Raw genomic sequence first — 20153 nt, forward strand, 5'->3', positions numbered from 1 at the left:
CTCCGCTACGGCACGAGGGTGAGCTCGTCCTTGCTCGCCTCGGCGACCGCCTCGGTGGAGAACGGCCACGCGTACGTCTCGCCGCGGGACCAGGTCTTCAGCTGGTCCGCGTAGTGCTTCGACGCCGGGTGCCCCGAGGTGCCCGTGACGGTCACCCACGTCGAGCGGTCGAGGTCGCCGAGGTCGACGACCATGCGCATCGACGGCCCGGCCGTCACGTCGAACGACCCGGACGCGGCGTCCCACGCGGTCGCGTTGACGATCGACGAGCCGCCCGGCATGCCGACCGGGGTGGGGTTGACGTAGTCGCGCACCGGCCCCGGGATCGACTCGCCGCCCAGCACGGGGTGCTTCAGGGCGAGCACGTGGATCTTGCCCCACGCCCAGTCCGACGGCTGCTTGCTCTGCTCGACGGTGAGGTCGAGGCGCGCGGAGACGAGCGCCTGCGTGAGCACCTCGTCGCGCGTCTCGACGACGCTGACGGTCTGGCGGTCGTCCCAGAACGGGTCCGTCGGGTTCTCCAGGAGGTTCTGCACGACGGCGAGCCAGCGGCTGCCGCCACCCGGGCGCGCCGACTCGGGCAGGTCGTCCCAGAACGTGAGCTGGAGCAGGTTCCGCCACACGGCGGCGAAGTACGCCGCCGCGGCGGAGTCGGTGTCGGTCCGGTAGTCCCAGTCCGCGAGGAGCTGCTGGCCCTCGGCGGCGAAGTCGTCGTCGATCTCCTGCTCGAGCAGGGGCTGCACGAGCACCTCGGCGTACGGGCTGCGGTCGTCGACCTGGACCTCGTTCATCGTGTCGACGTCCACGGTGCGCCCGGCCGAGATCTCGGCCTCGAGGAGCTGGCGGATGCGCTGCGAGCGGTACCCGTAGTCCCAGTCGGTCGTGAGGAACGGCGCGACGCCGTCCGGCAGCACGGCCTGGTTGGCGGCCACGATGAAGCCCTCGGCCGGGTCCACGACGCGCGGCATCTGCTCGCTGGGGACGTAGCCCTGCCAGTCGTAGCGCTCGTCGGAGCCGTCGCGCGGCCACGTGCCGTCGGAGGGCACCTCGGCGTCGGGGACCGCCTGTCGCACGGGGATCTTCCCGGGCGCCTGGTAGCCGATGTGGCCGTCCGCGGTCGCGAAGACGATGTTCTGGGCCGGCACCTCGAAGAGCGCGGCGGCCGCCTGCATGTCCTCGGCGTCCTGCGCGAGGTTGAACGCGAAGACGGCGTCGGCGGTGCGGCCCGGCTCGAGCGCGGTCCACTGGAGCGCGACGGCGTACTCCCCCAGCCGCGTGTCCAGCGCGGGCGTGTCGACGGCCGCGTCCGTCGCCGGGATCGCCTCGGAGACGATCGGCCCGTGGAGCGTCGAGCGGACCTCGATCTCGATGTCGTCGCCCCCGGCGACGCGCAGCGTCTCGGTGCGGGTCTCCAGCGGGACCCACTCGTCGCCGCGCAGGTAGGTGTCGTCGCGCACGCGCTCGACGAAGAAGTCGGTGACGTCGGCGCCCATGTTCGTCAGGCCCCAGGCGAGCTGGGCGTTGTGCCCGATGACCACGCCGGGGAAGCCGGCGAACGAGAAGCCCGCGACGTCGAACCCGCACGCCGGGGAGACCTCGTTGCAGTGCAGCCCCACCTGCGCCCAGATGCCGGGCGCCCCGAGGGCGAGGTGCGGGTCGTTCGCGAGGATCGGCTTGCCCGACGCCGTGTGCTCGCCGGAGACGACCCACGAGTTCGAACCGGTGCCCTCGCCGCGCCCGATCAGCACGGGGACGGCGCCGAGCGCGCGGTCCGCTGCCTGGAGCGCGGCCTGGAGGTGGTCGGAGCCGTACTCGGCGCGGGCCTGCGGGCCCAGGTCGAGCGCGACCTCCTGCGGGTTCTCGAGCTCGCCGGGCTCGAGGATCGGCGCGTTGAGCTCGGACGGGTAGGCGGGGAACAGCTCCCCGACGCGCGCCGTGTCCTGGAGCGTGCCGTAGGCCAGCGCGCGGTCGAGCTCGTCGTCGTAGTTGCCGCGCAGGTCCCAGGCCATCGCCTTGAGCCACGCGAGCGAGTCGACCGGGTCCCAGGGCTCGGGCTCGGCGACGTCGACCTGCAGCCCCAGCACCGTGTACTCGAGCGCGATCTCCGACGGGCTGCGGTCCTCCAGGTAGGCGTTCACGCCCTCCGCGTACGCCTGGAGGTACGCCTTCGTCTCGGGGGAGACGACGTCCCACTCCTCCTCCGCGACCTGGCGCCAGCCGAACGTGCGCGTCACGGTGTCGGCGGCGATCGCGTCCGGGTTGTCGCCGACGAGCTCGGCGAGCCGCCCCGACGTGACGTGGCGGCGGTAGTCCATCTCGAAGAAGCGGTCCTGCGCCTGGACGTAGCCCTGGGCGCGGAAGAGGTCCTCGGGAGTGTCGGCGTAGATCTGCGGCACGCCCTGGGCGTCGCGCAGCACGGTCGCCTCGCTGCCGAGGCCGGGCACGGAGATCTCGCCGGACGCCTGCGGGAGCGGGCGCCGGACGGTGACCACGACGAACGCGGCACCCGCGACGAGCGCGACGACGAGCAGCGCCGCCACGCCGATCAGGACGCGCCGGCGCGCGGACCGGCGACGGCGCCGTGGCGGGGCCGCGGCCTCGCCCGGGGTCGCGGGGTCGGCACCGGTGGCGGGGTCACCGGCGGGGGCCTCGGCGGGTTCGTGCACAGACACGGATGCGAGACTACCCCGGCCCTGCCCGGGCGCCGGTCCGCGTATGATTAGCACTCGGAAGTTTCGAGTGCCAGGCGGTGTTGACACCGTCGACCAGGCCGAGACCGTCCCGATCCCGACCCGCCGGTGGCCGCCTCGACGGCCGTCTCGTGAACGAGGAGAACCCGTGCCCACCTACGCCTACACCTGCACCGCCTGCGGTCACGCCTTCGACATCCACCAGTCGTTCAGCGACGACGCCCTCACGGTGTGCCCCGAGTGCTCGGGCCGCCTGCGCAAGGTGTTCTCCTCCGTGGGCGTGACGTTCAAGGGCTCCGGCTTCTACCGCACGGACTCGCGGTCCGGCGGGAAGACGTCGACGGCGCCCGCCGCCTCGACGTCCAGCGCGTCGTCCTCCTCGTCGTCGTCGGGGTCGTCGTCGTCGGGCGGCACGAGCTCGGGCGGCGCGTCGAGCAGCTCTGCCGCGTCGTCCTGACCTGACGCGGCGCCGTCGGGTCGCTCGCCCCTGACGCGCCCGCGCTCCGGCGTCGCGCCGCACCGGTGCGCGGCCGACCACAGCGGGTCGGTCGGCTCACGGTGCGCGGGCCGCGTGCCGCGTCGTCCACAGACCGCCGCGCACCGCGGCCACCGGCTCGCCGCGCGCGGCTACGGTCGCGCCATGCCTCGCTCCTCCCGCCCGCCCGGCCCGTCAGCCCACCCCGGCCGCGCCGCCGCCCGACGGCGGCTGCTGCACGGCCTGTGGTGGCGGTCCCGGTTCGTGGTCGCCGCGCTGTGCTGCGGGCTCGCCGCGTCGGTCGTCGTCGGTGCGCTGCGGCCCCCGCCACCGCCGACGGCTCCCGCCGTCGTGACGGCCCGCGCCGTGCCGCCCGGCACCACGCTCGCGGCACCCGACGTGCGGGTGGACCACGTCCCGGCCTCCCTCCTGCCCGCCGGGGCACCGACCCGGGCCGACGACGTCGTCGGGCGCCGCGCGACCGTCGCCCTGCCGGAGGGCACGCTCCTCCAGGACGGCCTCGTCGCCGGAGGAGAGCTCGCCGCCGGGGCGCCCGACGGGACCGTGGTCGCCCCCGTCCGGCTCGACCCGGGCGTCGCCGCGCTCCTCGGGCCGGGCGACCGCGTCGACCTGCTGGCCGCGGGCGACCCCGCGCTCGCCCCTGCGCCCACGGAACCCGCGGAGACGGGGTCCGCTCCCCCGGACGACCCGTACCTGGCCCGCGCCGCGGTCGTCGTGCCGGCACCCGAGCCCGACGACGGCGGCGGCCTGCTCGGCAGCGGCGGGTCGGGCTCCGACGTCGTGACGCTCGTCGCGGTGCGCCCCGAGGAGGCCGTCCGGCTGGCGGCGCGGTCCGGGCACGCCCCGGTCACGGCCGTCCTGGTCCCGTGACGACACCACGAGACCGCCGACCCGCCGGGCGAAGCCGTTGCCGCTCGCCGCGCCCGTTGGCAGGATCGCGCGTGCACGTGTCGTGGCGCCGCCGCCACGCGTGGCCGTCGACAGGAGAGGGAAGCAGCACATGAAGGGCGTGTTCCAAGGGTTCAAGGAGTTCGTGCTCCGGGGCAACGCGATCGACCTGGCGGTCGGCGTCGTCATCGGGGCCGCGTTCTCCGGCGTCGTCACGGCGATCGTCGAGGACTTCATCAACCCCCTCATCGGGGCGATCTTCGGCAAGCCCGACCTCACCGGCCTGTGGGACATCACGCTGCGCGCGGGGAACGAGGCGAAGGACATCCCGCCCTCCGTCATCTCCGTCGGCGGGGTCCTCAACGCGATCCTCCAGTTCCTCATCATCGCCGTCGCCCTCTACTTCGTCATCGTCCTGCCGATGAACAAGCTCGCGGAGCGACGCAAGAAGGACGTGGAGCCCGAGCCTGAGGCACCGGCCGAGGACGTGCGCGTGCTCCAGGAGATCCGCGACCTCCTCGCCGCCCAGGCCGGCAGCGGCCCCGGCGCGGCGCCCGGCGGGACGGCGCCCGGCGGGACGACGCCCGGCGGGACGACGCCCGGCGGGCCGACGCCCCCGCGGCACCTCTGACGCCGCTCGGCCGGTCGCCCGGCGAGCCGTCAGTGGCGCCCGTAGTGGGGCGGCACGTCGCCCAGCAGGCGGTCGTCGTTCTCGCCCGGCGCGCCGCGGCGGGGGGCTGACTCGTCGCCCCAGCCCTCGGCCCGCTCGTCGGCGCTCGTGCCGGACACCACCGTGCTCTCGGTCCCCCGTCGCACGGCCCGCCGCGGACGCCGACGGCGCCCGGCCTCGGCCTCGGGCTCGGGCTCGGGCTCGGGACGGTCGCGCACGTCGTCGGGCAGGTGCCGCGGGTCGGGGCTCGGGTCGGCGGTCGTGCTCACGCGTCCCATGGTCCCACCGGCCGGCTACAGGTCCTCGTCGCCGTGCTGCTCGTCGTCGTCGATCACCGGCACGACGACGATCCGGTCGCCCCCGCCCGTCTGCGCGACGCCGCCCGTCTCCGGGAGCCGCGCGTCGCGCACGGCCTGCACGACCCGCCGGATGCGCTCGGCCTCCTTGGCGGGGTCGAGGAACGCGGCGGCGGACCAGACCTGCGCGACCGTCCAGCCGATGCGCTCGAGCCGCTCGGCGACCTGCCGGTCGCGCACGCGGACGCTGCGCTCGGCGACGTAGGCCGCGTCGTCGGTGAGGACGGCGACGAGGAGCTCGCCGGGCAGGTCCGGGTGGCCGACGACGAGCGGGATGCGGTCGCCGTCGCCGATGCCGTAGTCGGTCTCGACGACGAGCCCCGCGCGCCAGAGCCGCTCGGCGAGGTCCAGGACGAGCCGGTCGGGGCTGCCGCCGAGGTCGACGCCGTTGCCCAGCGTGACCTGGTCGGCGGCGCCGCTGCGCTGCTCGGCCAGGTCGAGCACCTCGGCGAGCAGCCGGGCGCCCGCGCCGCGCAGGCGCTCGGGGTCGAGGTCGCCCGCCGTGAAGCACGAGACGACGTGGAGACGCCGCCGCGTCGCCCCGACGGCGTCGAGCAGCATGGCCTCGGCGCCCGGGGTGTTGAGGATGCCGAACCGGTGCAGCACGCGGCCGTGCGGGGTCTTCCCGAAGCCGACGGACAGCACGATCGTGTCGCGCACGAGCCCGGCGACGCCGGAGACGTCCGCGACGACGACCGGCTCCGCGCGGGCGCCGGAGAAGAACCCGGCGAGCGCCGGGTTCTGCCGGACCTCGACGAGGAGCGCGTCGCGGATGCGGTCGGCGTGCAGGGGCGTGACGGTGACGATCGCGAGGGACTCGTCCGGCCGGGTGAGCGCGTGCTCGATCGCGACCTCGACGACGCGGTCGACCTCGGCCTGCGTGCTCTCGACCGCGCCGGACGCCGTGTCGGGCATCCCGGCGCCGTCGACGACGTCGAGCTGGACGAGGACCTCCGCGCGCGGCAGCGGCGACGGGCGCAGCACGCCCGCGTAGCCGTGCTCGGCGAGGAACGTGGTGACGAACGGGTCGCGTCGCGAGCCGTCGGCGAGCAGCGCGACCGTGGGCAGGAGCTCGGCGAGCTCGCGCACGGTGTCCGTGGACGCCGCCCGCGGGTCGCCGACGGCGACGACCTGGCGCCCGCGCGCGAGCGCCGACAGCACGAGCTCGACGGGCGTGTGCTCGATCGCGTCGAGCACCACGAGGTCGACGGTGCGGGTCGCCGGCACGAGGTGCGGGACGAGCGTCGGCGTGGCGACGAGCACGGGGCGCAGCCGGCGCAGCACGGCCGGGTGCTGCTCCGCCGTCTCGCGCAGGCTCACGAGCCGGCCCTCGAGCAGCTCGGTGAAGAGGGCCTCCGCCTCGTCGCGGTGCTCGCGCATCGCGGTCCCGAGGTGGTCACGGACCGCCGCCCGGACGGGCGCCGCGAGGGACGCGACGTGCGCGCGGTCGAGCTCGCGGAACCGGCGCGCGAGCGCGTCGAGGCCCGCGCCGTCCTGCCCGGCGAGCGCCTGGTCCTGCGCGAGGATCTGCTCGAACACCGAGCTCCACCAGGCGAGCTCCAGCTCGGGGCCCACCTCGTCGGGCTCGACGCGGCGCGCCGCGAGGTCGGTGAGGAGCTCGCCGAGGCCGAGGTCGGTGAGCCGGTGCTGGATCGCGGTCCGCGCCGGGAGCGCGTCGAGCGCGGCGGCGTCCTCCGCGAGCGCGTCGAGGCGGGCGGCGAGCGCGTCGAGCGGCATGTCGAGCAGCCCGCCGCCCGCAGGCGTGCCCGCGAGCACCGGCTCCAGCTCCTCGGCGTCGATGCGGACGGCCTCGTGCGTGTCCTCGATGGCGGACAGCCCCTCGGGCAGCACGGGCCAGCCGCCACGGGGGCACTGCTCCTGCCAGACGGCGCGCTGCGCCTGCACCTCGACGAGCGCGGCGTGCAGGTCGGGCACGCGGACGCCCGGCCGCACCATGTCGCGCGCCTGCCGGCGCAGCCGGCGACGCGCGAACCAGCCCATCTCGATCCCGTGCTGCTCGCGCCACTGCTTCGACGCGGTCGCCTCCACCATGTCCTGCGCGGTGCGCTCGAAGATGAGCGGCTGGAACACGTCGAGCGTGCCCCGCATCCCGCCGAGCATGGTGAGCTGGTCGCCCCACTGGCGGAGCGTCGTCGCGGTCGTGAGCCCGGTGCGCTCCGCGACCTGCTCGACCTGCGCGCGCAGCTGCGGCAGCGTGTGGGCGCGCAGCCGCTCCACGCGCACGAGGGCGTCGTGCGCCTCCTGCGGCGTGGTGAGCGCCGCGCCGTACCAGGGGGTCGACGTCGCGCGGGCGGTGAAGGCGCCGAGCATCGCGGCCTCGCGCAGCTCTGCGGCGACCCGCTCGCGCTGCGGCCCGACGGCGAGCACGACCTCGGTCGTGAGCCGCACCCGCGTGTCCGGCGCCGGGCGCTCGGCGGTGAGCCGCGCGAGGGCCTGGAGCGCGTCGTACGCCGACACGCCCCACGGGTCGCGCACGAGGTGCAGCGCCTCGATGTACCCCGCGAGCCGGGCGCGTGCACCGAGCAGGGCGTCGCGCGTGCGGACGAGGTCGTCGTCCTCGACCGGCTCCGGCTCGGTCGCCATCGCGGCGAGCAGCCGGTGCGAGGCGGTCTCGCGCCACGTCGGCTCGGGGGCGACGTCGAGCGCGAGCCCGTCGAGGCCCAGCGCGTCGAGACGGGCGAGGAGCGCGTCGGCGGCGCGGCGGTGGCCCGGCACGTAGAGGACGTGGCGCCCCGACGCCGCGGCCTCGGCGACGACGGCGGCGAGCGTGCCCGCGACGTCGGACCCGGTGGGGGCGTCGACGAACAGGTGCGAGCCGGTCGCGAGGACGTCGACGACGTGCCGCTGGGACGGGTCGAGGTCGCCCGCGCCGCGCTCGAGCACGGGGTCGGCGTCGCCGACGCGCGGTGCCGGGAGGTCGGCCCGCAGCGCGGCGGCGGACCGCTCGTCCCCGGCGAGCGCCGCGACGACCTCGTGCCGCTCGAGCGCGGGCGCGAGCTCGTCGAGGTCGTCGACCAGCACCTGGCCCGGGTGCACGAAGGTCCCGACGAGGACCCGGTGGGTGAGGTCGAAGTCGTCGAGGACCGCCTGCCCGAGGGCCGCGATCCGCCGGGTCGCGTCGCCCGGGTCGAAGCCCGCGCCGGTGAACGTGGACCGTGCCAGCGTCACGGGGTCGAGGAGCGCGCCGTGCGCCCGGAGCGTGCGCGCGAGGAGCGGGTTGATCTCGGCGGTGGGCTCGAGCGTGAGCTCGTAGTCCGTCTCGCCGTCGCCCCGGGGCGTGACGGTGAGCGGGCGCAGCAGGACGGGCGCGCGCACCGTCCGGGGCGCGGGCTCCTCCTCGGGGCCCGGCACGCCGTCGGACGGGTCGCCGGGGCGCGTGAGCAGCGCGTCGGGGGCGTCGGGTGCCGACGCCGCGGGCTCGACGTCCGTCGGGCCGTTCGCGTCGCCGTCGGCGGGCACCACCGTGGGCGCGCGGCCGGCGACGCGGGCGAGCGCCGCGACGTCGTCCTCGGCGAGGGGCGCCGTCGGGCTCTGGGTCCAGGTCGCCACGCCGATCGCGAGGTACGTCGGGGCGACGCCGTAGCGCTGCGCGTGCTCGGCGGCCCGCACGACGACGGCGCGCGCCCGCCGGCGGGCTGCGGGCAGGGAGCCGCCCTCCCGGAAGAGGTTCGACAACCGGGTCGGCCGCCCCGCGAAGAGCTGGGCGACGCCGGAGGGGTGCGCGGCGGTGAGGTCGACGACGGCGTCGCCGAGGAGGGAGACGTCGGCGAGCGACGAGCCTCCGGCGAGCTCGACGAGCCCGGCGCGCCAGCGGGCGACCGCCTCGTCGACGAGGTCGGACGTCGTGGGCTCGGGCACGAGCACGGGGCGCGACGACGTCACGTCGGCGGCCTCGGCGTCGGGCCGGTCGGTCCCGCCGGGAGGGGTCGAGGGCAGCCGAGCAGGATCGGCCACGCTCCGGGCGGCTGAGCTGGTGCGGGCTGCGGCATTCACCCTCCGACGCTAACCGTCCGCCTCCCGCCGCTCGACGCGGCGCGCCGGGGAGGACGCGACCCGCTGCGCCGCACGGCGCCGGGCCGCGACCACACCCGGGCGCGGGCCGCCGCGAGAACGACGAACGGCCCCGGATCACGAGAATTCGTGTTCCGAGGCCGTCGTTTCCGAGCAATTCCGAGATGTTCTCCCGGAGAAGTGTGAAACAGCGCGCACCGCGCAGGGGGCAGGCGATGCGCGCTGTCGAGAACTATCTTGCACGGCGCGCAGCCCAGGCGTCAACACGGCTCGGGGCCCTGGACGCACGACCACCGAGCGAGCCGCACAAACGCCTGAGAACGACCTGGACGGGCGTCCACCAGGAGGCGCGGCATTCCGCGGGTCGCGGGCCACCGGTCCGCCGTCGCACCGTGTGGCGCGTCTCACACCGCACCCTGCTGGGCGGCCCCCGTACGGTCACGACGACCCTCGGCAGGATACGGCCCTCCTCCGCCGTGCGGCACGCCCGGAGCGCCCTGCGACCCGGCGGGTGCGGCGTCCGACGACCTGACCGGCGGCGTCACAGGATCTTCCCGGTTCCTCTGAGGGCCGGGCACGGCCCCCGTGAGCGAGGTCCACACGGACGTCCTACCGTGGAAGGACGCCCGTGGCCCGACGCCGGTCCCTGGCGCGCGGCCGTCACGGCCGGTGGCGGCGGGCGGACCAGCCCGCCGACGACCGGAAAACAGCACCACGTGACCACGCCCTCCGAGAACCCCCGCCTCGACCGCGACGCCCCGCGCGTCCCGCGCGACGAGCCCGGCCCCGACGCCGGGCCCCCCGCGGGACGCACCACGGAGCCGGCTCCCGAGAAGGAGCGCGAGGCCCCGGCCCGCCTCTCGCTCACCCAGGTCATCGCGAGCGCGCTCGCCGCGGTGAGCACCACCGTGCTCCTCTCCTACTTCGGGACCGCCGGGACGATCATCGGCGCCGGCATCGCCAGCGCGCTGACCGTCGTCGCGAACTACGTCTACACGCGCTCGATCCAGAAGACGCGCGAGCAGCTCGTGCCCGTCGTGGGCAAGGTCGTGCAGGCCACCGCGGGCACGGGCACCACGCGTACCCGCACCACCACGGCGGTCGCGTCGGTGCCCCGTGGGGCCGTCGAGCCCGACGCGCGGGCGGACACCGTCGAGACGGCGGTGGCCACCGCCGTCGGCTCGGCAGGGGCCGACGGCGAGGCGACCGGGGCGGCCGAGGCGGCCGGGGCGGCCGGGGCGGACGGGGCGGACGGCTCCGAGGGTGGCCAGAACCGCTGGCTGCGGCTCATCGACCGGTACGGGCGCGGCCGCGTGCTCACCGTGACGGCGCTCGCGCTGTTCGTCGCCGTGATGGGCGTGGTCCTCGTCGTCGAGCTCGTCCTCGGCAAGCCCCTCGCGGACGCCGTCCGCGGCGTCGAGGGGTCGGGGACGACGATCAGCCACCAGCGGACCCCGAGCACCGAGGACCCGGCGACGCCGGTGCCCAGCGGTCCCTCGCAGGACCCGTCGACCGTCCCGACGCCGGGCCCGAGCCCCTCGCCGTCGACGACGCCCTCCGACGAGCCGTCCACCACGCCCACGCCCACCCCGGAGCCGACCGTGGACCCCACCCCCGACCCGACGACACCGGAGGAGCCGGCCCCGACGCCCTCGCCGGGCCCGGGCGAGGGGGCGGGAGGCACCGGGGGGACCGGCGGCGGTACCGAGTCCGAGGCGGAGACCGGCACGGGCAACGGGAGCACCGGGACCGCGCCGACGCCGTCGACACCCGGCAGCGCGCCCGCCCCGACGCCCGCGTCGGCCTAGCCGGGCCCGGGGCGACCCGACCACGTCCGCACGCGCGAGAGCCCCGCACTCCCGTCCGGGAGTGCGGGGCCCTTCTCGCCTGCGGTGCCTACCGCAGGATCGCGTCGACGCGCTCGGCGCAGTCCCCGCCGGCGCGTCCCGCCTCGTCGACGACGACGGAGGCGAGCTCGCGCAGGCGGACGTTCTTGTCGTTCGAGACCTGCTTGAGGCGGGCGAACGCCTCGTCGGCGCTCACGCCGTGCGTGGCGATGAGGATGCCCTTCGCCTGCTCGATCGGGCCACGGCCCTCGGCGGCCGCGGTGATGTCCCGGCGCGCGCGCTCCTGCGCGCGCCCCGCGACCGTCGCCGTGATGTCGACGAAGTAGCCGAGCAGCTCGACGACCTCGCCGGAGTCGCGGTCCCGGCGCCCCTGCCCCACGAGGACGACGTACCGCTCGACGCCGTGGGCGTCCATGATGCGGTGGACGCTCGAGAACGGCTCGCCCGTGGTCGCGGCGCGGTCGAGGACCGCACGCACGTGCTCGCGGTCGTCGGGGTGCTTGTGCGCCAGGACGAGCTCGGTGGTCGGCACCACGTCGCCCGGCTCGAACCCGTGGACCCGGTACGTCTCCGACGACCACCACCAGGTGCCGGTACCCAGGTCGAGGCGATACTGGCCGATCTTCTGACCCGCCCCGCGGGTCAAGGAATGGTCGAGGGCATGGTCGTCCACGGACATGTCGTGCTCCGTCTTCTCCAGAGGATGAGGAGCCAGGTCCAGACTCAACCCTTCGACCGTACTCCCGAACCGGAGAAGGCGACAGGTGGCGAGCACGGGGAAACGGTTCTTAGGGTGTCCGTGCGGCCGAGGTGCCGCAGGGGGCACCGGCCCGTGAAGAAGCCCGCAGCCGGTGTACCTCTTGCCCGGACGGCGGCGGGGCTGGAGCGAGACGATCGCGGTGCCCGGCGACGAACGCCCCTGCGGACGCACGCGACCGGGCCCGGACCTCACGGCCCGGACCCGATGCTGGTGCGGAGGTCCCGCGTCTACTGCTGGCCCAGGTGCTCGTCAGCCCGCTCGGCGCCCTTGTCGATCTGGTCGTCGTGCTTGCCGCCAGTCGCCTTCGACGCAGCGTCGCCACCCTTGTCCAGCGCGGCGTCGGACGCCTTCTCGCCCTTGTCGCTGTCGAGCGCGTCGGACGCCTTGCCCTTCAGGTCGTCGATCCCCACGATGTCACCTCCGTCCGTCGGCCCGGTCGGGCCGAGACCGCCATCGTGTCCACCGGACGCTCCCGGTCGCACCCTGGCAGGCCCGGCCCGGACCGGCCGTGCGCTACGGCGTGACGATCGGGAAGTTCGGGTCGAACTCGTCGAGGACCGACGCGTAGGCGTCGAGCACGGAGGTGTCGCCGTCGAGCGTCACCTGCCCGGCGTGCGCGAGCTTCGCCGCCGCCGCGGGCTGCAGCAGCACGGCCGCGACGAGCGGCTTCGGCGCGCGGACCGTGAGGGGTGCGCCGTCGGACGCGCCGGGACGGGCGTTGAGGACGCCGTCGCGCACGCGCACGTTCCACGTCTCGTCCCGGTCGGTGAAGTCCACGTCGAACCGGACGTCGACCTCGGCCGCCTTCTCCCCGATCACGTGCACGGCGGCGTAGTCGAAGAGGATGTCGATCGGCATGCCCGCGACCGTGTCCGGGCTCGCCGTCGCGAACCTCGCGGCGAGGATGCCCTCCCGGAGCTCCCGGGCCGCGGTGAGGAACACCCCGCGCCACTGCGGGCCCTCGGCCTGGTAGCCCATCTGCTCGTAGGCGTCGGCCTGGAGGTTCTTGGCCTCCACGTCGTCCGGGTCCGCGAAGACGAGGTGGTGCAGCACCTGCGCGGCCCACCGGTAGTCGCCGGCCTCGACGGCGCGACGCCCCTCGGCGAGGATCGCGTCGCGCCCGAACGCGGCGACGTAGCGCGTCGCGGTGTCGACGGGCGGGTGCGGGTGCAGCGACACCGGGTCGCCGTCCCACATGCCGAGCTCCTTGGTGAAGACGGCGCGGACGTCGTGGTGGAGCGTCCCGTGGTAGCCGCGGTTGTACCACTTGCGGCGCAGGACCTCGGGCAGCTCGACGACCTCCGCCGCCTCGAGCGGCGTGTACCCCTTGTTCGCGAGGCGCAGCGCCTGGTCGTGGATGTACTTGTACGTGTCGCGCTGCGACTCGAGGAACGCGACGACCTCCGCGTTGCCCCACACCGGCCACGTGTGCGGGCCGTAGTGCACCTCGACCTCGTCGCCCCACCGCACGAGCGTCTCGTCGAGGTAGCGCGCGAAGTTCCGGGCGTCGCGGGTGCGCGCCCCGCGCAGCGTCTGGATGTTGTGCAGCGAGTGGTTCGCGTTCTCCGCGCACGTGAGCGCCTTGAGCTCCGGGATCCAGATGTGCATCTCCTCCGGCGCCTCGGTGTCCGGCGCGTAGAGGAACTCGAACGTCAGGTCCGCGATGTGCCGCGACTGCCCCGTCTCGGTGATCGGGTCCGTGGGCGAGATGTAGGAGACCGTGGGCCCGTCCGCCGTGCCCGACCCGATGCCCGAGCTGACGAACTGCCGCGGGTCGCGGTCCAGCAGGCTGCCGAACGCGTACGACGCGCGACGGCTCATCGCGTTGCCCGCGACGACGTTCTCGCCGATCGCGTACTTGTCGAACGACGCGATCGTGCCCGGGGCGATGATCGGCACCTTCCCCGAGGCGACGTCCGCCTCGTCGACCACGCCCTTGACGCCGCCGTAGTGGTCGATGTGGGTGTGCGTGTAGATCACGGCGACGACCGGCAGGTCGACCACGTGCTCGCGGAACACCGCCATCCCCGTCCGGGCGAACTCGACCGACGACGCGCAGTCGACCACGATCAGGCCCTCGTCGCCGACGACGATCGTCAGGTTCGCGATGTCCGCGTTGCGGAACTGGTAGATGCGGTCGACCACCCGGTACAGGCCCGCGCGGTGGATGACCTTCGCCTGGCGCCACAGGCTCGGGTTCACCGTGTCCGGGTTCTCGGACGCGTCGTCGTCGAGGAACGCCACGGCGGTGGTGTCGTAGCTGACACGGCCGTCGTCGAGGAGGATCTTCCCGCCGGGGACGTCCGCGAGGTGCCCGCGCCGGGCGGTCTCGAAGTCCTCGACGTCGTCGAGCGCGTACAGGGCGCGCGCGTCACGGTTGGCGGTGGCGGTGGTGGGGGTGGCGTCCTTCGGCGTGTACGGCACGGTGGCTCCCTCGGCAGGCGGATGACGCGGTCGCGGGAGCGGTCCGGGCGTCGCGCCCCCCACGGCGACGCTGCCCGCGGGGCGGGAGAACCGCAACCGGAAGCCGCGGGCCGACGGCGGACGCCCGCCCGGCCTACCCTGAACGGGTGATCCAGGCGACGGACGAGGGGCCCTTCTTCCACGGGACGAAGGCCGACCTGCAGGCGGGCGACCTGCTGACCGCGGGGTTCCGGTCGAACTACCGGCCCGAGATCGTCATGAACCACGTCTATTTCACCGCGCTCGTCGGCGGCGCCGCGCTCGCCGCCGAGCTCGCGGCCGGGGACGCCGCACCGCGCGTCTACGAGGTCGAGCCGACCGGCCCGTTCGAGGACGATCCGAACGTCACCGACAAGAAGTTCCCGGGCAACCCCACGCGGTCCTACCGGAGCAGCGCGCCCCTGCGGGTGGTCCGCGAGGTCGCCGAGTGGCCGCGGCTGAGCCCCGAGGAGCTCGCGAGCTGGCGCGCGCGCCTCGCGGCCCTGCGGACCGAGGAGCGCGGCGAGATCATCAACTGACCGCCGGGAGTCAGGACGTGCGCCGGTGCCGAGCCTCGCGTCCGGCGCCGGAGGCGACCCGGCGCGACCATCTCCGGGTCCGCCACGCGGCGACGCCGACGATGCCGAGCAGGGCCACGGCGATCACCGGGGACAGGAGCCACGAGCGGTCGCCCGGCCGGTAGACCACCTGCGGGTCGGAGAAGGCGTCGTGGTGGAGCGTGGGGTGGACGGGGCCTGGCGGCGGGTCCCCCTCGCCCGTCCCGAGGTCCTCGTCGAGGAGGACCCCCTCGATGGTCCGGCCTCCCGTGTCGGACGTCCACGTCCCGGTCCAGGTGCAGATCACCGCGCTCCGGGACCGGTTGCAGCTCTGCTCGACCGGCGTGAAGGTGCCGACCTCGCCGTCGTGCTGCGCGCTCCAGCCGTTGATGGTGCCGGACACCCCGGAGCCGACCGCGAGGACCGCGGCGCAGGCGAGGACGACGTAGACCGCCACCTCGACCGAGGTGGCGATCGCACGCTGGGTCCTCGGGGAGCGCATGGCGGCCACCTCTCGGCACGGTCGTCGGGCGAGCCACCGGGCTCCGAGTCCCGCGGAGCCGCAGCGACGTCGGCGCGGGGCGCCGCCGTCCGCGCACCGTGCGCCTGGCCAGATTCGAACTGGCGACACCCGCTTTAGGAGAGCGGTGCTCTATCCCCTGAGCTACAGGCGCGTGGCCCCGGGTCAGGGCCGCAGCACAGCCTAGCCGTCACGGGCGCCCGGACGCGAAGCGCACCGGCGGCCCCGGACCCCGGGGACGCGCGAGGATGGGTCGATGTCCGCTCACGTCCCGGCCCAGCCCGTCCCGCCGACCCCCGACTCCCGCACGACCCCGCCCCGCCGGATCGTCCTCGACTGCGACCCCGGCCACGACGACGCGATCGCGATGCTCCTCGCGCACGGGAGCCCCGCCGTCGACCTGGTCGCGGTGACGACGGTCGCCGGGAACCAGACGCTCGAGAAGGTGACGCGGAACGCGCTCGCCGTCGCGGAGCTCGCCGGGATCGACGTGCCGGTCGCTGCCGGGTGCGACCGTCCGCTCGTCCGGCCCCGGATCGTCGCGCCGGACATCCACGGCGACTCGGGCATGGACGGGCCGGTGCTGCCCGCCCCGCGCCGCGCCCTCGACGACCGGCACGCGGTGGACCTCATCATCGAGACGGTCCTGGCGGCCGAGCCGGGCGAGATCACGCTCGTCCCGACGGGCCCGCTGACGAACGTCGCGATGGCCGCGCGCAAGGAGCCGCGGATCGTGCCGCGCGTCCGCGAGGTGGTCCTCATGGGTGGCGGGTACCACGTGGGCAACCGGACGCCGGTCGCGGAGTTCAACGTCCTCGCGGACCCGGAGGCGGCGCACGTCGTGCTCACCGAGGCGTGGCCGGTGACGATGGTGGGTCTCGACCTCACGCACCAGGCCGTCGCGACGGCGGACGTGCTCGACGGGATCGCCGCGCTCGGCACCGCCCCGGCCCGGTTCGTCGGCGAGCTGCTGGACTTCTACGGGACGACGTACCGCACCGCGCAGGGCTTCCCCTCCCCGCCCGTGCACGACCCGTGCGCGGTCGCGTACGTCGTCGACCCGTCGGTCATGACGACGCGCCGCGCGCCGCTGGACGTCGAGCTGCACGGCGGGCTGACGACCGGCATGACCGTCGCCGACCTGCGCGGCGACGAGCCCGGCCCCGAGGAGTGCCGCACGCAGGTCGCGGTCGCCCTCGACCACGGCCGGTTCTGGGACCTCGTGCTCGACGCCCTGCGCCGCGTCGGCGACCCCGCCTGACCGCTGGGTGCGTGATCTCGTCGCGCTCCGACCGGGCGAGCGCGACGAGCTCACGCACTCAGCGAGGGGGGCGGGTGTGGGTGACGACGCGGTAGCGCAGACCGGTGGACGACGTCGCCCAGTCGCCCGCTAGCACCGACCACCCGGCGGGGACCTCGGGGGCGAACGTGTCGCCGTCGACGACGGTGTCGATCTCCGTGACCACGCACCGGTCCGCGGCGGCGACCGTCGCGGCGTAGAGCTGGGCGCCGCCCATGACCCACACCTCGTCCGAGCCGCTCGTCCGGGCCGCGGTGCACGCGGCCGCGAGCGCCGCGTCGACCGACCCGGCCACGCGCACGGGCGCGCCGCCGTCACCCTCGGGGCGGCCGCCGTCGGGCACCCACGACTCCTGGCGCGTGACGACGACGTTGAGGCGCCCCGGCAGGGGCCGGAACCGCGGCGGGAGCGAGTCCCACGTGCGGCGGCCCATGACCACGGGGTGGCCCGACGTGACGCGCCGGAAGTGCGCGAGGTCCTCGGGCAGGTGCCACGGCATGGTGCCGCCCGCGCCGATGACGGACCGCCCGGCGGCGTCGCGCGCCTGGGCCCAGATCAGTCCGAGCATCAGACAGCGATCGGCGCCTTGATGGTCGGGTGGTGCTGGTACCCGACGACCTCGATGTCCTCGTACTCGTAGGCGTCGATCGAGTCGCGGGGCGCGAGGCGCAGCGTCGGGTACGGGTACGGCTCGCGCGTGAGCTGCTCGCGCACCTGCTCGACGTGGTTGTCGTAGATGTGCACGTCGCCGCCGGTCCACACGAAGTCGCCGACCTCGAGGCCGGCCTGCGCGGCGACCATGTGGACGAGCAGCGCGTACGACGCGATGTTGAACGGCACCCCGAGGAAGAGGTCGGCCGAGCGCTGGTAGAGCTGGCACGAGAGCCGGCCGTCGGCCACGTAGAACTGGAAGAACGCGTGGCACGGCGGCAGCGCCATGTCCTCGATCTCCCCGACGTTCCACGCGGAGACGATGTGCCGCCGCGAGTCGGGGTTCGCCTTGATCTGCTCGATCACCTGCGCGACCTGGTCGACGTGGCGGCCGTCCGGCGTCGGCCACGAGCGCCACTGGACGCCGTAGACGGGGCCGAGCTCGCCGTCGGCGTCGGCCCACTCGTCCCAGATCCGCACGCCGCGCTCCTGCAGCCAGCGCACGTTCGAGTCGCCGCGCAGGAACCACAGCAGCTCGTACGCGACGGACTTGAGGTGCACGCGCTTGGTCGTGATCAGGGGGAAGCCCTGCGACAGGTCGAAGCGGAGCTGCCGTCCGAACACGCTGCGCGTGCCCGTCCCCGTGCGGTCGCCCTTGGGCGTCCCGTGCGCCAGGACGTCGCGCAGGAGGTCCTCGTACGGGGTGGGCACGGGCCCGGGCGCGCTGCCCGACGGCGCGGGCTCGGCGGTGCGCACGGGTGCGGTCGGAACGTCGGTTGCGTCGAGGGCCACGCCCGCCAGTCTAGGCACCGGTCCGCCGTGGCGCCGGTGACGCTCGGCACGCGCGCGGGAATCGCGCGCGCCCGCCGCACGTTCCCCGGAGGGCGGACGCCCCGACGCCGCGACCCGACGAGTGCGAGGATTCACGCATGACGACGCAGCCAGCCGAGAACACCCTGAGCGCCGCCGACGAGGCCGCGCACGACGTCCCCGCGCCGTCGCCCGCCCCGGCCGACGCGCTGTGGGTCGAGCGCACGGGCACCCGCACGTACACGGGCCGGTCGGCGCGCGGCGCCGAGGTCTCGATCGGCCCGGCGAGCGAGGGTGCGGTGTTCACGCCCGGCGAGCTGCTGAAGATCGCGCTCGCGGCGTGCGCGGGCATGAGCACGGACCGCACGTTCGCGCGCCGCCTCGGCGACGACTACGCCGTGACGATCCACGTCCAGGGCGACAAGCTCCTCGAGGAGGAGCGCTACCCGAAGATCACGGGCACGTACGACATCGACCTCACGTCGCTCGACGACGACGCGCGCGACCGGCTCGTCACCGTCGCCGCGCGAGCGATCGACAAGGCGTGCACGGTAGGACGGACGGTCAAGGCCGGCGCCGAGGTCGACTACCTGTTCCAGCCGGAGGGTGCCGGCCGCGAGGTCGAGACCCAGGACTGACCGCGGGATGACGGGAGGCGCCATGGCGTACCAGCAGGACCCCTCGAGAAACCCCGTGCCGCGCGGCGGCGTGCCCGAGTACGGGACCCCGCCCCCGGACGCCGGGCGCAGGGACCTCTCGACGCAGGACGCGGTCGAGTGGTCCGCCTACCGGCCGACGCCGCTGCTCGACGCCGCGCTCGACAAGGCGGTCACGATCCCGTCGCACGTCATCCGGGCGCACGTCGACTCCGTGCGCCGGCGCAACCCCGAGGCGAGCCCCGCGCAGATCGTCCGGATCCTCGAGCGCGAGTACCTGCTCGTCATCCAGACGGCGGGCGGCGCCGTCGGCGCGGCAGCCGCCTTCCCGGCGGTCGGGACGGGGGTGGGGATCGCGCTGACGTCGAGCGACGTCGCGACGTTCTTCGCGTCCTCGGCGGCCTTCGCGCTCGCGGTGGCGGACGTGCACGGCATCGCGGTGGACGACGTGGGCCGCCGTCGGGCGCTCCTGCTCGCCACGGTGCTCGGCGAGAAGGGCGCGCGCGACGTCGAGCGCGCGACCCAGGGGTCGGGCCTCGCGTGGGGCAAGGTGCTCCTGACGAGCATGCCCGCCGGGACGCTCGTCAAGGTCAACAAGGCGCTCGGCAACCGGTTCCTGCGCACCCAGCTCGCGAAGCAGTCCGGCCTCGCGCTCGGCCGGCTCGTGCCGTTCGGCGTCGGCGCCGTCGTGGGCGTCGCGGGGGCGCGGGCGCTCGGGCACGGCGTGATCGCCCAGTCGCGGCGCGCGTTCGGGCCGCCGCCGTCGGTGTTCGGCCGGCTCCTCGAGGTCGTGGAGTCGCCCGTGCAGGACGCACCGCCGCGGCTCGTCCCCGTCCCCGAGGACGCGCAGCCGCGCCGCCGTCGTCGGCTGCTGCCGGGGCGGGGGCGTCGCGACCGCTCCCCCGCCCGCGACGCCGAGTGACGACCCGGGGCGTGCGGCGCGTCGCCGTCGCGCGCGAGCTCGACGTCGACGCGTCCGTCGCGTTCGCGTGGGTCGCGGACCCGCGGACCCACCCGCGGTTCATCCCGCTCACTGTGATGGCGACCCCGGCGGGCCGAGGCCCCGAGGTGGGCGACCGGTTCACCATGGTGAGCGGCCCGCTCGTCCGACGCACGGGCCGCGGATTCCCGGACCGCATGGTCGTCGAGTCCCTCGACCGCCCGTCCGTGGCGGCGGGCCGCCCGGGCAGCACGCGGATCCGCAAGCTGGGCCCGGCGCTGCTCGGCGACGCGGGCTTCGAGGTCGTGCCGCTCGGCACGGGCCGCTGCCGGGTCGTGTGGTGGGAGGAGGCGTACCTCGCCGGTCCCGTCCCCTGCGGGATCACGGCGCCCCTCGTCGGGGTCGCGCTGCGCGTCATGATGCACGTCTCGCTGCGCCGCCTCGACGCGCGCCTGCGCGCCCGCCGGTAGCCGCGAGCGGACCCGACGGCCGGGCCGCGCCGCGCGGACGCGACGAACCCGGGGCCCCACGGGACCGA

18 protein-coding genes and 1 tRNA gene are annotated in these 20153 nt (G+C 75.3%); 9 read left to right on the forward strand and 10 right to left on the reverse strand.

The genetic code is table 11. The features are described 5' to 3' along the window. Positions 1-5: 5 nt before the first annotated feature. Positions 6-2549 carry a penicillin acylase family protein gene (locus B9L22_RS14810; RefSeq protein ID WP_369824851.1) on the reverse strand — a complete coding sequence of 848 codons (2544 nt, stop codon included), beginning with the start codon at positions 2547-2549 and terminating at the stop codon, positions 6-8. A 289-nt stretch (positions 2550-2838) separates the two neighbouring features. Here B9L22_RS14810 and B9L22_RS14815 point away from each other — a divergent pair, with 289 nt between their 5' ends. The 3 genes from B9L22_RS14815 (at position 2839) to mscL (ending at position 4705) form a co-directional block, all read left to right on the forward strand. After that, positions 2839-3147, forward strand: coding sequence for an FmdB family zinc ribbon protein (locus B9L22_RS14815; RefSeq protein ID WP_086150937.1), 309 nt, complete (start codon positions 2839-2841; stop codon positions 3145-3147). Positions 3148-3330: 183 nt separating this feature from the next. Next, positions 3331-4056 (forward strand): SAF domain-containing protein, encoded by a 726-nt coding sequence (locus B9L22_RS14820; protein WP_086151033.1) that lies wholly within the window; start codon positions 3331-3333, stop codon positions 4054-4056. 130 nt (positions 4057-4186) lie between these two features. After that, the gene (gene mscL, locus B9L22_RS14825) at positions 4187-4705 is read left to right on the forward strand and encodes a large conductance mechanosensitive channel protein MscL (RefSeq protein WP_233140162.1); all 519 of its coding nucleotides are present in this window, start codon (positions 4187-4189) and stop codon (positions 4703-4705) included. A gap of 29 nt (positions 4706-4734) precedes the next feature. Here the strand turns inward: mscL and B9L22_RS14830 are convergent, their stop codons facing one another. Further along, a complete protein-coding gene (locus B9L22_RS14830; protein ID WP_143317326.1) occupies positions 4735-5013 on the reverse strand; it encodes a hypothetical protein in 279 nt (92 codons plus the stop codon). 24 nt (positions 5014-5037) lie between these two features. Beyond that, positions 5038-9075: a hypothetical protein gene (locus B9L22_RS14835; protein WP_233140163.1), complete on the reverse strand. Its 4038-nt coding sequence runs from the start codon at positions 9073-9075 to the stop codon at positions 5038-5040. A 773-nt stretch (positions 9076-9848) separates the two neighbouring features. Between B9L22_RS14835 and B9L22_RS19780 the strand changes: the two genes are divergently transcribed. Next, the gene (locus B9L22_RS19780) at positions 9849-10940 is read left to right on the forward strand and encodes a hypothetical protein (RefSeq protein WP_143317328.1); all 1092 of its coding nucleotides are present in this window, start codon (positions 9849-9851) and stop codon (positions 10938-10940) included. A gap of 88 nt (positions 10941-11028) precedes the next feature. On the opposite strand, the gene B9L22_RS14850 is transcribed toward B9L22_RS19780, so the two are convergent. The 3 genes from B9L22_RS14850 to B9L22_RS14860 all read right to left on the reverse strand — a co-directional run bounded on the left by B9L22_RS14850 (position 11029) and on the right by B9L22_RS14860 (position 14163). Beyond that, positions 11029-11706, reverse strand: a complete 678-nt coding sequence (locus B9L22_RS14850; protein WP_143317329.1) for a PAS and ANTAR domain-containing protein — start codon at positions 11704-11706, stop codon at positions 11029-11031. Positions 11707-11966: 260 nt separating this feature from the next. Beyond that, positions 11967-12149 (reverse strand): antitoxin, encoded by a 183-nt coding sequence (locus B9L22_RS14855; RefSeq protein WP_076406227.1) that lies wholly within the window; start codon positions 12147-12149, stop codon positions 11967-11969. A 103-nt stretch (positions 12150-12252) separates the two neighbouring features. Then, the gene (locus tag B9L22_RS14860) at positions 12253-14163 is read right to left on the reverse strand and encodes an alkyl/aryl-sulfatase (protein WP_086150941.1); all 1911 of its coding nucleotides are present in this window, start codon (positions 14161-14163) and stop codon (positions 12253-12255) included. 146 nt (positions 14164-14309) lie between these two features. Here B9L22_RS14860 and arr point away from each other — a divergent pair, with 146 nt between their 5' ends. Beyond that, positions 14310-14720 carry an NAD(+)--rifampin ADP-ribosyltransferase gene (gene arr, locus B9L22_RS14865; RefSeq protein WP_021481156.1) on the forward strand — a complete coding sequence of 137 codons (411 nt, stop codon included), beginning with the start codon at positions 14310-14312 and terminating at the stop codon, positions 14718-14720. Between the two features lie 10 nt (positions 14721-14730). On the opposite strand, the gene B9L22_RS14870 is transcribed toward arr, so the two are convergent. Continuing rightward, positions 14731-15240: a hypothetical protein gene (locus B9L22_RS14870; RefSeq protein WP_143317331.1), complete on the reverse strand. Its 510-nt coding sequence runs from the start codon at positions 15238-15240 to the stop codon at positions 14731-14733. Positions 15241-15339: 99 nt separating this feature from the next. Next, a tRNA-Arg gene (locus B9L22_RS14875) sits at positions 15340-15412 on the reverse strand. Between the two features lie 102 nt (positions 15413-15514). On the opposite strand from B9L22_RS14875, the gene B9L22_RS14880 reads away from it, so the two are divergent. Next, positions 15515-16519, forward strand: coding sequence for a nucleoside hydrolase (locus B9L22_RS14880; RefSeq protein ID WP_086150943.1), 1005 nt, complete (start codon positions 15515-15517; stop codon positions 16517-16519). Between the two features lie 58 nt (positions 16520-16577). On the opposite strand, the gene B9L22_RS14885 is transcribed toward B9L22_RS14880, so the two are convergent. Together B9L22_RS14885 and B9L22_RS14890 are read right to left on the reverse strand one after the other, a co-directional pair. Next, positions 16578-17126 (reverse strand): dihydrofolate reductase, encoded by a 549-nt coding sequence (locus tag B9L22_RS14885; protein ID WP_198947309.1) that lies wholly within the window; start codon positions 17124-17126, stop codon positions 16578-16580. Then, positions 17126-17920, reverse strand: a complete 795-nt coding sequence (locus B9L22_RS14890; protein WP_143317341.1) for a thymidylate synthase — start codon at positions 17918-17920, stop codon at positions 17126-17128. The genes B9L22_RS14885 and B9L22_RS14890 overlap by 1 nt, the downstream gene beginning before the upstream one ends. 218 nt (positions 17921-18138) lie before the next feature. On the opposite strand from B9L22_RS14890, the gene B9L22_RS14895 reads away from it, so the two are divergent. From B9L22_RS14895 to B9L22_RS14905, 3 genes are read left to right on the forward strand one after another with little or no spacing between them, the layout of a single operon-like run. Continuing rightward, the gene (locus tag B9L22_RS14895; RefSeq protein WP_086150944.1) at positions 18139-18657 is read left to right on the forward strand and encodes an OsmC family protein; all 519 of its coding nucleotides are present in this window, start codon (positions 18139-18141) and stop codon (positions 18655-18657) included. A gap of 22 nt (positions 18658-18679) precedes the next feature. After that, entirely contained in the window at positions 18680-19597 is a 918-nt protein-coding gene (locus tag B9L22_RS14900; RefSeq protein WP_233140164.1) for a hypothetical protein, read from the forward strand. Between the two features lie 11 nt (positions 19598-19608). Then, a complete protein-coding gene (locus B9L22_RS14905) occupies positions 19609-20085 on the forward strand; it encodes an SRPBCC family protein (RefSeq protein WP_086150945.1) in 477 nt (158 codons plus the stop codon). Positions 20086-20153 lie beyond the last annotated feature (68 nt).

Origin of the sequence: Cellulosimicrobium sp. KWT-B (assembly GCF_002127155.1) — a bacterium.
Taxonomy (GTDB): domain Bacteria; phylum Actinomycetota; class Actinomycetes; order Actinomycetales; family Cellulomonadaceae; genus Cellulosimicrobium; species Cellulosimicrobium funkei.

Excerpts from the sequence above, each read along its gene's own strand:
- B9L22_RS14820 (WP_086151033.1), top strand. The coding sequence starts at position 3,331 with ATGCCTCGCTCCTCCCGCCCGCCCGGCCCGTCAGCCCACCCCGGCCGC.
- mscL (WP_233140162.1), top strand. The coding sequence starts at position 4,187 with ATGAAGGGCGTGTTCCAAGGGTTCAAGGAGTTCGTGCTCCGGGGCAAC.
- B9L22_RS14870 (WP_143317331.1), bottom strand. The coding sequence starts at position 15,240 with ATGCGCTCCCCGAGGACCCAGCGTGCGATCGCCACCTCGGTCGAGGTG.
- B9L22_RS14880 (WP_086150943.1), top strand. The coding sequence starts at position 15,515 with ATGTCCGCTCACGTCCCGGCCCAGCCCGTCCCGCCGACCCCCGACTCC.
- B9L22_RS14885 (WP_198947309.1), bottom strand. The coding sequence starts at position 17,126 with ATGCTCGGACTGATCTGGGCCCAGGCGCGCGACGCCGCCGGGCGGTCC.
- B9L22_RS14895 (WP_086150944.1), top strand. The coding sequence starts at position 18,139 with ATGACGACGCAGCCAGCCGAGAACACCCTGAGCGCCGCCGACGAGGCC.
- B9L22_RS14900 (WP_233140164.1), top strand. The coding sequence starts at position 18,680 with ATGGCGTACCAGCAGGACCCCTCGAGAAACCCCGTGCCGCGCGGCGGC.